Source organism: Bacteroides sp. 14(A), assembly GCF_000526555.1.
GTDB classification, from domain to species: domain Bacteria; phylum Bacteroidota; class Bacteroidia; order Bacteroidales; family Bacteroidaceae; genus Bacteroides; species Bacteroides cellulosilyticus.
Genome location: NZ_JAGH01000001.1, coordinates 697,775 through 712,527, shown reverse-complemented (window position 1 = coordinate 712,527; position 14,753 = coordinate 697,775). Strand labels below are relative to the sequence as shown.

General features: G+C 40.2%; 6 protein-coding genes and 1 pseudogene. All 7 read right to left on the bottom strand.

Translation table 11 applies throughout. From position 1 onward, the window contains the following. Positions 1 to 11 precede the first annotated feature (11 nt). Entirely contained in the window at positions 12 to 1,688 is a 1,677-nt protein-coding gene (locus K429_RS0102495; RefSeq protein WP_025725938.1) for a RagB/SusD family nutrient uptake outer membrane protein, read from the bottom strand. 12 nt (positions 1,689 to 1,700) lie between these two features. Then, a complete protein-coding gene (locus K429_RS0102490; RefSeq protein ID WP_025725937.1) occupies positions 1,701 to 4,853 on the bottom strand; it encodes a TonB-dependent receptor in 3,153 nt (1,050 codons plus the stop codon). 373 nt (positions 4,854 to 5,226) lie between these two features. Continuing rightward, positions 5,227 to 7,993, bottom strand: a pseudogene (locus K429_RS28370) (GH92 family glycosyl hydrolase). 25 nt (positions 7,994 to 8,018) lie between these two features. Beyond that, positions 8,019 to 8,708 (bottom strand): SGNH/GDSL hydrolase family protein, encoded by a 690-nt coding sequence (locus K429_RS0102480; protein ID WP_025725936.1) that lies wholly within the window; start codon positions 8,706 to 8,708, stop codon positions 8,019 to 8,021. Further along, complete coding sequence (locus K429_RS0102475; protein ID WP_025725935.1) at positions 8,705 to 9,490, bottom strand: DUF3823 domain-containing protein; 786 nt, start codon at positions 9,488 to 9,490, stop codon at positions 8,705 to 8,707. Before K429_RS0102475 ends, K429_RS0102480 begins: the two co-directional genes overlap by 4 nt. Before the next feature lie 35 nt (positions 9,491 to 9,525). Beyond that, positions 9,526 to 11,580: a RagB/SusD family nutrient uptake outer membrane protein gene (locus K429_RS0102470; RefSeq protein WP_044096301.1), complete on the bottom strand. Its 2,055-nt coding sequence runs from the start codon at positions 11,578 to 11,580 to the stop codon at positions 9,526 to 9,528. Positions 11,581 to 11,591: 11 nt separating this feature from the next. Next, complete coding sequence (locus K429_RS0102465; RefSeq protein WP_025725933.1) at positions 11,592 to 14,696, bottom strand: TonB-dependent receptor; 3,105 nt, start codon at positions 14,694 to 14,696, stop codon at positions 11,592 to 11,594. Positions 14,697 to 14,753: the final 57 nt, after the last annotated feature.

Below are 14,753 nucleotides of genomic sequence, written 5' to 3'. Positions count from 1 at the left end.
TTTTTAAATCATTAATTCATATTACTCTCATTTCCCCAGCCCGGATTTTGTTCCAATATACCGGCAGACAAGTCAATCTGTGTCTTAGGCAATGGCATCAATCCCTTGGTAGCTTGAAGTCTTTGTGCTATATCTCCCATATCCATACGGGTCTCGACCATATTATCCAGTACTTTCACTCCATTCTGCTGACTTAAAACTTCTGCCGCAATACCCCAACGAAGCAAATCATAATACCGTAAACCCTCAAAAGCAAGTTCCCAATGCCGTTCATCACGTAATGTTTCATCCGAATAGGTAACAGGATCTAATCCTACTCTCGCACGCACACGATTCATCGGAGCTGCATCCCGTTTCAGTTCGGCAGCCATCAACAATACATCAGCAAAACGGATAATTACCAAATCCTGCGTATTATTCAACTGATAATCCGAATCAATTTCCGGATAGAGAATACGGCTATAGTTTACACTCTCTCCATCTTCATTATAAGCATTGACAGCCATATACTTTTTCTGCCAATAACCGGTTTCATTCATCTGCTTATCACATCCCCAGCCATAGTCGGGCATTTCCTTTTCCACACTCAAAATAGATGCCTCACGACGAATATCCTTCGAAGGCCATGATTCCCATAATTTTGAGTTCACCGTTCCTATTCCCCAACCAATTCCAAAGGGAAAAATATCATCCAAATTTGCCGGCTCTCGGGGAGATGAATAAAGACAAACCTCATTGTTATACCAAGGGTTATCCCAAGTGGCCTTTGCTGAATAGCGGATAGCAAAAACAGTTTCCACATTGGCCCCATCTTCCCCTATCCAGTGCAAATCATTATCTTGTGCATATTTATAATCTTTCTTGGTATAAATATTGCTATAAGGCCACAAATTTCTGAAATCACCTATCAAGTCATGTCCACTGTTGTTAATGCAATCATCCAAATACGTGATGACATCGGTTTTGGATAAAGTACTGTTATCCGGCAATGGCATACTTTCCTGCTGATAATAACCGGTATAGAACAAATAAGCACGCGCCAGTAATGCTTCAGCCGCCCATTTGGTAGCCCGTCCCAACTCTGAATTATTGGCAGCACTATATTTAACAGAAGGTAATTTTTCTATAGCTGTTTTCAAATCAAATGCAATCTGTGCATACAACTCTTCCGCAGTAGCGCGAGGCACATTCTCAGGTTCAGAAGTTGTAAGTAAAGGAACAGTACCAAACAGCCGACATAAATCGAAGTAAAAATAAGCACGCAAAAAATGTGCTTGCCCCTCAATCTTATTACGGGTTTCCTGGCTCTCCCAACTAATACCATCCAATGAATTCAATAACATATTACTACGATAAATAGCCCGATAATCTTGTTTCCAAACATCAGAAAACATGTTTTCATCAACTTTCTTCAACCGGTCCACAGCATGCATGCGTCTGTCATCCGGACCACCACCACCGAAGCGATCGTCAGAAAGTAATTCAGCTGTCAGAAAGAAACCTTGTCCATCCTCACCCGGAGTCATTTCACGAAGTAATGCATATATACCTGTCAATGCAGTTTCTGCATCTCCCGAAGTTTTAGGAAAATTGGAGTTGTCCTTTTTGGTCAGATTCTCAGTATCAAGAAAACCCTCACAGCCCATAAAGAAAAGGGCTACTATCGAAAATATCCATATTTTTTTCATACTACTTCTCTTTTAAAATTTAATATTTGCCCCTACCATATAGGTTCGCGGACTGGGATAAAAACCTAAGTCAATCCCAGACACCCAATTTTGATAACCACCATAACCCACTTCAGGATCCATACCCGAGTAACCGGTTATAGTAAACAAGTTCTGTACTGCCACATACAAACGAAGTTGTTTCAACGGCAGATTTTTAAATAATTTCTTGAAGTCATAACCTATTGTCAGATTCTGCATCCGGAAATAATCTCCATCTTCCATATAGAGATCCGAAACATACTGCCAGTTAGAATGAGTACCCGACGTCAGACGAGGTAATCTATTGGATGTACCTTCACCATGCCAACGGCCAAATATATCAGATGTATAGTTCTGGCGTGTGTAATCTACATAAGAACGATAAGATTTCATTATTTGATTTCCAAATACACCATTCATGGTCATACTTATATCAAAACCTTTATAGGATGCGGTCAAGCTCAATCCCAGATTATAATCAGGATTGGGATCGCCTATCATACCCTGATCCCCATCATCAATCACACCATTATGATCGCGGTCTACCCAGATTACATCCCCCGGTTTTGTCCCATCCAATTTAGCACCTTTATAGTTAGCAATCTGTTCTTCCGATTGGAATACTCCATCTGTAGAATAGCCATAGAAATATCCAATGGGATAGCCTACTTGCGCACGATACATTTCTGTAGTCTGGTTACTCAATACATCCGGGTCTCCATGAATAATACCTTCCGCATTGGCAATGCGCGTTACCTCATTTTTATTGTGTGCCAAATTAAGAGTAGCACTATATTCAAAGTCCGAAATATGATCATTCCAATTCAGTGATATTTCGTACCCCTGGTTGCGCACATCACCACCATTCACAAACGGGGCTCCTGTGCCAAAAGAATCCAGCATCGGTGCAACAAGTAGCCAGTCTTTCGTATCTTTAATATAATAATCAAAATTCAGTCCCAGACGATTATTCAGAAAACGCGCATCCAGCCCAAAGTCCAACTGCTCGGAAGTCTCCCAGGTAACATCCGGATTAGCCAAAATATCAGGATAGCCTCCGGGTGTCAGAATCGACTTATCCGGTCCGAAAGTATAATCCGCGCCCCCAAACGCAATCGTTGAAAGATATTGAAAGCCGTCAATCTCCTGATTACCATTCTGTCCCCAACTGGCACGTATTTTCAGAAAATCCATCCAAGACTTGGCAGACTCCATGAACGCCTCTTCCGAAATGGCCCAACCAGCAGATACGGACGGGAAATATCCCCACCGGTGTCCACGGGCAAACTTAGAAGATCCATCAATACGTAACACCGCAGTCGCCATATACTTGTTAGCATAATCATAATTCACTCTGCCAAAAAAAGAAGCCAGCGCTTCCTTGCCCCAGGGATATCCATAAAGGCTGGTACGATTAGTGATAGTGGGCGTATTACTCAGGTAGGCATGCTTGAAGTTGTCAAAGATAGAGTTGATGTTACTTCCACCCAACGTATCACCCAAGCCATGCTTTTCTATAGATTGACCTATCAATACACCGAAACTGTGATTATCCAACTTGAAATCATACGTTACCGTATTTTCCCACATAAGGTTGCCACCCATAGTCATTTCTTGGCTTACACTATTATTATCATTGAAAGTATTGCTTGCCAGCTTATAGACAGGGGTAAAATTACGACTGTTATCCGCATAAAACGTATAGCCAAAATTTGATTTAAGTTTTAATCCGGTTATCGGTTGAATAGTCAGAAAAATATTCCCTTGTAATGCGTGAGATTTGCTTATATTCTGCCCATTTGCATAATACATCTGTCCAATGGGATTAGCTTCACGTATTTCCCATGGAATGGCATAATGATAATTACCATTTTCATCCTTGTTCGGTAAAAAAGGATTAGCATGCAACATATTACGAATGTCATTACTCCAAGTATCATCAATGGCAATACCGTTTCTTTCAGAATACGAGTAGGTCAGATTTTCACCTACCTTAATGATATCCAGTTTTCCTTTACGATACAAGGTATGTTCGGAATTGATACGTGCTGTATATCGGGTATATTCAGGTTGTGACGGTGCTCCAAGAATACCTTCCTGATTAGTATATGCCAATCCGATAGAATAAACAGATTGTTCCGTACCTCCGGTAATATTCAGGGCATGATTCTGTATCGGTGCATTCTCATTCCGTGATTCATCCAACCAATTGGTCCCTTTCCAAGTTCCATTCTTTATAGCTTCCCAATCAGGAACCAGCGACGCATAATCATAATCAGGTAAGCCATCCATCATACGTGCCTCACTCATAATCATTGCAAATTCCTGTGCATTCAATACATCAGGCATACGATAGACATTCTGCACACCATAATATCCATCATAAGATATTTCCGCTTTACCGGTATGTCCTTGTTTCGTAGTCACCAGAATCACGCCATTGGCAGCACGTGAACCATAAATGGCAGCCGAAGCAGCATCTTTCAGCACATCAATAGATTCTATATCGGTAGGGTTCAGGTTATTAATATCTCCTCCCGGCATACCATCTATAATATAAAGAGGTGAAGCTGAACCTGTTGTTCCCAAACCACGGATAGTTACTTTAAAACCTTCACCGGGCATCCCCGAACTCTGCGTTATATTCACACCTGGAGTTTGGCTTTGAAGAGCCCCCAAAGCATTCACTGTGTTCAGTTTGGCTATATTATCACCTTTTACCTGAACAGTAGCTCCTGTCACTAATTTCTTTTTCTGTACTCCATAACCAACCACTACCACTTCATCCAGCATTTCACTGTCCTCCTCTAATGCAATTTTCAAAGGAGTCGTGGCAGAACTTACTTTAACAGATTGTCCCAAATATCCCACATAAGTGATAGAGAGTTCACATGGCAAAGGAACAGATAGAATAAAATTTCCATCTATATCCGTAACTGTCCCGTTAGTCGTCCCCTTTTGAAGAACATTTACGCCGATCAGCGGCTCACTGTCTTTAGCAGCAACCACCGTACCTGAGATTTTGTAATTTGTTTGTGCCGTAACGCCCATACAAACCAAGAGCAACAAAAAACATACAGATAAAAAAGGTACCCGAACAGATACATTTTCCTGCAAATCAGATTGGTTCTTTTTCCATTGCATAAGATACAAATTTAGTGATTCATAATATTATTCCGGTTGGTTAGCCCGGAGACTTATATAAGTCTGATGTCTTTCACATTGACAAATGTAGGCAAGTACACACGATTTCTGTACTCCTTTTACGTAGGAAAGTCTTCATTTTGCGCAAACCTGTTTTTCTAAGTTAGATGATCGTTTAATTAAGGTTTGATTCCCTATTCTTTTTTAATTATGAAATAAAAAATACGGTTCACACAAATAAGTCATATACTTATTCATGCAAACCGCATCTTCTTCTTTTTACCTTTAATCAGTTACTTACTCAACTATATACCAGTATTATGCTCTCTTAATAGTAATCTTGAGTATGTGAATACTTACATATTCAACAGAACTATCTTATTGGCAGATTCTTCTTTCCCCAATTTTTATTAGGATTGGGTCCCATCCACAATTCCAATACCCCACCTTTAGCAAACACTTCATGTGAAAACCAAAATGTATCTAGTTTTTTTTCCATTCAAGTGAGCCTTGTTTATATACATATTCTGATCTGAATTATTATATGTCCGAATTATAAACTTACCAGAGCTGCTATCAGGATAATAGCGTTTATCCAGATGAATAGTTATCTCATTGAAAACCGGTGAGGTAATCTCATAGATCGGTTCTGCAGCAGCAGTTCCACAAGCACTGAAAAGCCCTATAGACATCAATGCACTAACGCCTCCCATCTGTCCCTGGTCTTCATCATGTCCTCCATAACCTCGGTCAGGTGTAATTGCACCATAAGCCTGTTCATTGACCCTACGTACCCAGTATTGAGTAAGCCATGGTTTCCCACCCCAACTAAATGCATGTGCATTGGAACATCCAGGTTGATTAGCATAACTTACATATCCGGTTCCATAACCAAAAACAAAATCCTGTGGTGCGGCTTGTTCAAAAGCATGGTTAAGCTTATTACAGAATTCATTTTCTCCTCCCATCAAATCAGTAAGTTCCGGTAAAGCATGCGAGATTCCAAAAGTAGCCTGCCACGCATTTGCTTCAATATACCCATCTCCTTTTAACGGATCCTCATGAAGCCATTCACCTTTATCATTTTTTGGAAAAATCAATTTCTGCTCCGAGTGATATAACTTTTTCCATCCTTTAGAACGAGACCGAAAATATTCAGCCTCATTATTAAGCCCAAGACGAATAGCCATTTGCGATAAGGCCCAGTCTTGAAAGTTAGACTCTATCGTCATCCCTGCATTACCCGGTTGATAACCATTCTCAAGATAATAGTCTCCTATCCCCATCATACCACCTGGCATATGATTACGTTGCATAGTCTTGAAAGCATGCATAGGATCGCATTTAGTCATCAACCCTTTATTATATGTAGATACAATCAAAGGGGTAGCCGGGCAGCCTGACATTATATAAGTATAGCCTCCGGCACAAGGTCCACGCGGAATAAGTCCTCCATTATCAGCATAACGGATAAGTGAAGCTGACATTTCATCCATCATCTCAGGCCATCCCAATCCCCACAATATATTGAGATTCCATTGAGTAAGCCAAAAAGCATCGGAATTATACATATGATGCAAAACTTTACCATCTTCACCACGTGGGAGTGTTCTTGTTTTCGGATGAATATTACGAGTATAAGAGTAGTAACGTTCCCCTTCGGTCAAATCGGGATATTCTCCATTGACATCATCTATTTTATGTCGTCCAAGCAGTACATGCCATAAATCCGTATAGAATTTGGTACGTTGTTTTTGCGAACCGCCTTTGACTTCGATTCGTCCCAACCATTTATTCCATTCATCCTGAGATGTTTTCTTTACTAAATCAAAATCCCAAGTAACGGCATCGTTCTCCAAATTTTCCCTCGCATTGTCCACGCTTACATATGATATAGCTGTACGGACACATATTTTGTCCCCTGTTTTTACTCTGTAGTGTGCCGAAACACCGGAAGTTGGTGAATCTAGATAACTCAACTCTTCTTTCGGGTGCCTTCTAGTTATAATGGACGATCCCTGAAGTGTGTCTATATCACTATAACGCTCTTTGTCTCGCCATCCATCCAATCTCTCAAAATCTTTATCAAAGCGTATCACAAAATGTACCTTCACATTCTCCGGACCTCCCCAATGCCGTCCGTATGTATCAAAACTACCTTCTATTTCATTGTTGGAGACTTTCTTCACATCAGCATTACGCATAGTGGTAGAAGCAATATAACCACCCAAGTTTACAAGAATATCCGCGTCCGAGTCCTGAGTAAATGTAAGCCGATACATACCAGTTCTGTCCGTCGCTGTTTGCTCTACCCAAATCCCGTAATCTTTAAGATACATTCTATGATATCCCGGTTGCGCAATTTCTTCTTCATGCATGAATGAGGACTTCCAGTTTTCTTCCCCGAGCGTAGGATCTACATTTCCTGTCGTAGGCATAAGCGTAAGCCCGGCAAGCACCCAACAATGAATTTGAGGGAACCCTAGAACTTCTGTGGAATTATAATTATATCCGCCGCCAAATTGATTGCGGTTGCGTGTCATTGGGGCTGCTCCGATCATACCAAAAGGCTGATTACCTGTTATAAAAAAGAAATATCGTCCTTTTGTAGTTTCGATAAACGGATCTACCTGTGAAACAAAGTCTTCGCATGCTTCCGCCGGTGGATAAACTTCAATTTCTGACAGGCCAATATAAGAGCCAACAGCATCATTGGCTACAAATTTCACCCAGCGAACCTTTTTCGGTTCAAACTCTACAACTTTCGGAGTACCATCATTAGGAATCCCCACCACTCCGATTCTGCTGCCGTCGCTAAAATACAAATCTCCTCCGGCTGTATGAGCATCTTTATTCGGACGATCATACAATATGATTCGTGAAATCGTAACTTCTTCTTCCCAATCAAGCTGTATCCATGGAAAAGGTAATTGCTGCCAGTGAGGCATGATTGCGCCAGAAACCCATTCTCCTGCATTATCCAAATGTATAAGTCCGTCAATCGCCTTAGACGGGCCACTGTCCGAGTCTCGGGACGACGAAGCTGTTGCAGTCGCCCGAATGGCAATATTACCTGTACCTGCAAATACCGGTAATGCCATCCAAACGATACAAAGAATACTAATGATCTTTTTTTTCATATGTCATTTATTATAATATTATTTTTTAGCGTTTCGCATTCGAAGTTTTAAGGACCTTCAAAATACAAGGAAGTACAAGTTCTTTTTGCGCCGTAAGATTAGGATGAATGCCATCCGGCACATAATTACGGAATTCTTTCTCCCCTTTGCTGAGAAGTTTCATCCAATATCCATAATGATCTATCAAACTAATATTTAATTTTTTAGCTTCTTTCCGATACATATCATAATAAAGCTCAATATCCGGTCTTTGCGCCTTATGCTCTGCTATTGGCATATTCATCACTTGAATCAGAATCGAACATTCAGGATATAACTCCCGGATTCTGTACACCATATATTCAAGATTTAGTCTTGCAGCCTCTATGGAAGTGGTATACGGCAAATAGGCATCATTCATTGCAAATTCAATGATTACCATATCAGGCTTATATTCTAAAACCCTCTCACGCAGATTTTCGACTCCCCAAGTAGACCACATCGCAGCTTGTGCACTATTAATGACTTCAACAGTTCCGGGATAGAGCATATTCAAACTATCCTCTAACATTGCCGGCCATCCTTCCTTGGATGCAGAAAGGCTCGTACCATATATGACAATTCTCTGATTCTCGCCGTCTACAAGCTTTTTAATGACTTTGTCTTGAGCTGATAGTGGCAATGATGCCACTATCAAAACAATTATCACAGAAAGATACTTAATGTATTTTTTCATTTTCCTACCCACACCTCTTTCACATCAGTAAAATTATAACGTTTTATACTGCTAAACGATTTTGATGTACGGGCTCCGAAACGAAGGAAATAAGGCCGTTTGTAAGAACCGTCAATCTTTTGAGGATCTCCTGTTCCACCATTCCATCCATTAGGGTAACCGGTCCGAATTGTCAGGATATCTCCGAGAGTATAATTCCGCAAATCGGCCTGTGTTAAATTGGTAGATAATTTTGTACTATATGCCCCTGGAGCATTGCTCACATAATCTATCTGGCTAACAAACAACCATGCTTCCTCAAGAGGCTGCTGATAATCCGGATTATCAGTACCCCGGGTTATTTTCACCTGAACCTCAAAGGTTCCATCATCTTTCAATACAGGTTCTCCCACCCATTGTACCCGGAGCAGCGGTTCTACAAAATAATTCTTTTTCACCACTCCTTCAAGGTCTATGATTTCTTCGGGCAGTGGAACAAAAGGCCCCTCTGGAATGATCCCATAAGTCCCCTTGAAGATCTTAGTATTATTAAAAGTACCATCACGTTTCGCAAAAAAATCATAAGGAACAGGATTGTCACTCCAACTGTATTCCATAAGACGGATACGGATACCACCATGTTCTATAGCCGTACTTGCAGCTGTTTGAATTGGCTCATTTGTATCTTTATCTATAAATGCACCTTGAAAAGTTTCTGCCGGAGCGTCATAATTATCATTTCCACATGAAGTAAAAATGAAGATAGCTGCTAATGTCCAAAAATAATATATAATCTTTTTCATAATTCTGTTGTATTTAGTAGGATACCACAATCCAATTAATAACCCTGATTCTGTCTACAGTTAGAATTTCTCGTAATTTCAGCCGGATCAATTTTCTGATAATATTGTCGTGGTTCAAAAGAGAAAATATAGGGTTCCATCGTCACACCGTTTTGGCTTCTTGGCTCAGTATACTTCACATCAAGAAAATAGGCATCATCTTCCACCGAGAAGAAAGGACATAGGATGCGATACTTGCGGTCTTTTTGTTCAGCTTCCGTATCTATTATCCTCCATCTTTTCAGATCCCAATATGTCTTATTCTCAAAAGCTAATTCTTTGCGACGCTCTGTGCGAATTATATCACGACTTTTTTCATCGGCCAAAAGAGTCGAGGATAGTTCCGTTGCTCCAGCTCTTTTTCTTATGGAATTGATAGCTTCTGTTGCAATAGAGAGATAGCTTTCCCCCTTCGCATCAGCAACTTCTCCTAAAGAAACAAGTTCCCATGCCGCTTCTGCACGATTCAGAAGTACTTCCGCATAACGAATCTCTATCCATGGTTGAGATGAATAATTTCCTCCATTAAGAGCCTTGGGATCGGGATTCATATATTTTCTCAAATAGAAACCACTAAGGTTACCATAATCCCAATTGGAAACCGGTCCACTTGCGCCGGAACGTCTCATTTTTCCAGCGTATATATCTTTCTTATCCGGATATCTGTCAGCAAGGTCATTCCAATATTTCGAACCACTTTTCAACTGGACAAGATAAGAATCATCATTATTTTGGCTGAATGAATTGACTAATTTCACTGTGTTTTCATCAACTGCCACATTATAATTTGAAGAATAATTATCAGATTCTTTCAAGAGAGCCCCCATCGTGTTGACAGATTTACCTGTCAATATACCTCTCCGGAGTTCAATAGTTTCACCCTTGAATTCAGACATTGGAAGAATTACCGTCGCAGCCAAACGCGGCTCACAATTCTCAAAAGCATCTAACGGTGACTCATAAAGTTTATAGTGTCCATTATCATCAAAGTTCTCAAATTTCCCATTGATATCTTTATTGTCAAACTCAAACATTTCCACGAAATCCAAAGTTGGGCACACCTCTGAATTGTTATCTCCATTAGATGTCTGCATCGGTTGAGCAGAATTATCGAACTGATGCAAAAATTCAGGATCAATATAGTATCTTCCAAAGATAGTTTCATAAGTATCCTCCAGGAATATTGCTGTGAAATTATCTATTTGAGCTTGCCTGTTATTTCCGGACCATTTATCCATATATAGACGATATCCTCCCTCATCTACTATTTGAGATGCTTCATATGCTGCCTTGAAGTAACCGACTGCCTTCTCTTGAGGAATTCCGCATACACGTACTCCATTAACCGGAGCATAATTTACAGTATTATACTTAGCAATAGAACCGGCATGAAGCATTATGCGTGACTTAAGAGCTGCCGCTGCATATTTGTTGGCACGTCCTTTTTGATTGCTTTCCGGAAGTAATTCTATAGCTTTATCAAGATCTGCCCCAATAAAGTCCCAGGTATCCTCTTCAGAAGCTCTGAAAAGCTTTGTATCCTCAAACGATACTGACGCCGGATAATCTATGACTTTATCAACAACCGGTACACCACCATAGCGTTTCACAAGAGAATAATATACCATAGACCGTATGAAATAGGCCTCTCCAAGAAAACTGTTAGCCTGGGCTTCCGTATAGTTTGATGCATATTTAGGTAAAACCTCCAATAATAAGTTAGCTGCCCTTATATAAGAATAAGCCTGATTCCAATACCCCACAGCCTCGTATTCATTACCGGCAGCATCTCTGCCAATAGCCTCGCCTGTACGACATGAAGGCTGAGCATAAATCGTCCACGCATAATTAAAGGGTGGATTACCTTCGTAAGCATAACGGAAATCTTCTAATGGAAGATTCATGTACATACCGGAAATATAACTAAGCGTTCCTGCCTCATTGGCAAAAAGATCCTCCTCGTTCACAACATTCACAGGAGACATGTCCAAGTCCGTGCATGAAAACATGACACTGGCACACATTATTGATACTATTGTTTTCAGTTTCATATTAATTTTATTTAGAATTTAAAGTTAAGACCAAGCGTAAATGTTTTACTAATCGGGTAAGAATAAGCCGTATCTGCACTATATTCAGGATCCAAATATTTCAAGCTCGTAAATGTCAGCAGGTTATATCCACTGAAATATACTCTTATACCTTGTACATTTATATTTTGCAACCATTTCTTAGGCAGACTATAACCGATTTCAAGATTCTTCAGACGAATGTATGAGGCATTCTGAAGATGGAAATCAGAACTCTGATCGGGAAGCGTTCCTGTATATGCGTAATGCCCCTTAACCCAATTTGTTGAAGGATCATACGGATTTGCAAGAGGATCTTCCGGATGCCAGCGATCCATATATTGAGCAACAGCACCATCTCCCCAAAGAGGCTGATACAGAATACCTTGTGGAGAAACATACGTTTTACCTGCTCCTTGAAACAACATTGAAATATCGATTCCCTTCCATTGAGCAGAGAAAGTTAAACCAAAGTTAAGAAGCGGAACAGAACTTGAATTAACAAGAGGATGTTTATCCAGTTCAGAGAATACACCATCCCCATTCCAGTCAAGGTATTCGTAATCTCCCAATATAGAGCCCCTTGCTATAAAGATAGGATTATGCCAGATTTCATCCCAGCTTTCCAATCGTCCGGCTCCCTCTATACCCCAGGTTATATTATTATAACGATTGCTGGTATTATTTTTCCAGTTTTCATACGAGTTACCGGCACGGCTCGTTTCTACATGCGTATTTTTAGTTCTTGTATAAGCAATGTTTCCTTTAATTTGATAATAGAAATCGTTGACATGGTGTCTGTGAGTAAGTTCTATTTCAAAACCTTGGGTCAAGTCGCCATTAAGATTTTCCTGAGGAAGTGTTGCTCCAACAACACCCGGAAGAGAACCGGCACGTGTAGTCAAAAGTCCACTTCGTCTTCTATTAAAGTATTCTGCTGTTACGCCAAGAAGTCCATTCCAGGCCTCCGCATCTATTCCGACATTGAACGTTCTTGACTCATACCAAGTAATTGCTTTATTGGGAATACCGGTGCTTGTGGAAGTACTGATATATTGCCCATCAAAAACCGAACCACCATCTGATGGATATTTATATCCGGTAATATGTTGATAACGAGCTGCGCTATCATCTCCCAGTACTCCCCATGAAGTTCTTATCTTGAAATTATTAATAAAATTAAGTGGAGATTCTTTCCAGAATTTTTCTTCAGAGATTCGATAACCAGCTGATACAGAAGGAAAAAATCCCCAACGGGTCTCCTTTGGGAAAAGAGAGGAAGCTTCGTGGCGAAAAGCAAATTCAGCAATATACTTCCCGGCGTAATCATAATTCAAACGTCCTACCAAAGCTCTATTAGCATTGTCATAAAGAACGGACTGATCAGCATTTTGATTAAATTCCTGGTTGGTAGTAATGCCTGCAAAAACTTTATCCATGTCCAAAGCAACCTGTCGACTTCCATAGAAATTATCGCCAACTTTGTGTTGATTCTCTATAAGGATCAATGCTCCCACATTGTGCTTGCCAAAATTATTGTCATAGCTGAGGCGCGCCTGCCATAAATTATTCTGTTTAGAATAGAAATAACGGGAAATCTTATTAGGAGCTGCCGTTTGTGCACCTTTCACAATGGCATTCCCTGATGTATCATAAAGATTATATGCTTTACGATATTCATCATCATTATTAGCAATATAGTCATAACTATACATTCCGCTAACAGAAAGTCCCTTAACCCATGGAATATCCCATGTAAGAGATGCATTAGACTGAAACCATTTACTCTGATAAGTACAATGTCCGGTCAGATCGGTATCCATCAAAGCAGCAGGGTTGTAGCCTGCCGGATTAAAGCGACTTGCATACATACCTTTTTCCTCATCATACCATACCGGTTCAAGAGGTGATGACAGCCATCCTTCATAAATAATCGCACCTGAATTAGCTGGAGAAGATTCTCTCTCATCCATCATTCCTGAGATGTTAAGATCAAACTTCAAATTGTTAGTTACATTAGCAGAAATGTTACTTCTAAGATTGAATTTTTCATAGTTGATAGCATTGGAACGCAAGTAGCTCTCCTGATATTGATACCCGGCACTTGCAAAGTACGTCACTTTATCTCCCCCACCTGAAATATTTATACTATGCTGAGTTTGCGGAGCTGAGTTTCTGAAAAGTTCATTTTTCCAATTCGTTCCCCGCTTGATACCATTGCGATAATCAGCTATCTCCTCAAGAGAATATGTCCTGTTGGCACTTTCATCCACATTGTGGATCACCTTCTCATTGACAAGGGTCATAATATCAGCTGCTTCTACAAGATCAGGAAAGTTCGTCGGCACCTGCCATGTCATATTTCCGGAATAAGACACATTCGCATGTCCTTTAGTTCCTTTCTTTGTCGTTATAAGGATCACCCCATTAGCGGCTCGCACTCCATAAACAGCAGCAGAAGCATCCTTCAGTACTGAAATACTCTCAATATCTTCTGCATCTATTTTAGCCATATTATCTCTCGGCACGCCATCAATAATAACAAGAGGAGTTCCAAAACCACGAATATCCATCTTATTGGTGAATTGCCCGGGTTCAGAAGTATTTTGTACAATACGTAAACCAGGAATCTTACCGGTAAGCATATTCTGAAGATTCTCATTTTTCGTAGTTACTATTTCCTTATTCTGTATAGCAGATACCGCTCCGGTCATAGTCACTTTTTTCTGTACGCCATAACCCACAACAACCACCTCTTCAAGCTCTACATTATCTTCTTGCAGCACAATTTTATACTTTTGAGGTTGGGCAAGTACAGTGAATTGATACTCCCGATAACCAATACTGGAAACCTTCAGTACTTTCCCCACAGCCGCTTGCATTGTAAAGTCTCCATCCACATTAGAAATACAACCATTTGATGTATTGGCAGGATCAATAACGACAGCACCGATTACAGGTATTCCGGCAGCATCAACAATAGTACCGGAAACCGTCATTGTAGTCCCATTTTGTGCATGAATCTCTATCGCTGATGCGATAAAAGCCACGCAAATAAAAACCTTTAAAAGGTTAGACAAATGTTTTTTAAGTTTCATAAATACGTTATTATAAGGTTAAACATCATTTTTAGTTAATAATAAATATCTAAACTC

What these genes read in the sequence shown, in the direction of transcription:
- K429_RS0102490 (WP_025725937.1), bottom strand. Translation starts at nt 4,853, where the DNA reads ATGCAATGGAAAAAGAACCAATCTGATTTGCAGGAAAATGTATCTGTT.
- K429_RS0102470 (WP_044096301.1), bottom strand. Translation starts at nt 11,580, where the DNA reads ATGAAACTGAAAACAATAGTATCAATAATGTGTGCCAGTGTCATGTTT.
- K429_RS0102475 (WP_025725935.1), bottom strand. Translation starts at nt 9,490, where the DNA reads ATGAAAAAGATTATATATTATTTTTGGACATTAGCAGCTATCTTCATT.
- K429_RS0102465 (WP_025725933.1), bottom strand. Translation starts at nt 14,696, where the DNA reads ATGAAACTTAAAAAACATTTGTCTAACCTTTTAAAGGTTTTTATTTGC.
- K429_RS0102495 (WP_025725938.1), bottom strand. Translation starts at nt 1,688, where the DNA reads ATGAAAAAAATATGGATATTTTCGATAGTAGCCCTTTTCTTTATGGGC.
- K429_RS0102480 (WP_025725936.1), bottom strand. Translation starts at nt 8,708, where the DNA reads ATGAAAAAATACATTAAGTATCTTTCTGTGATAATTGTTTTGATAGTG.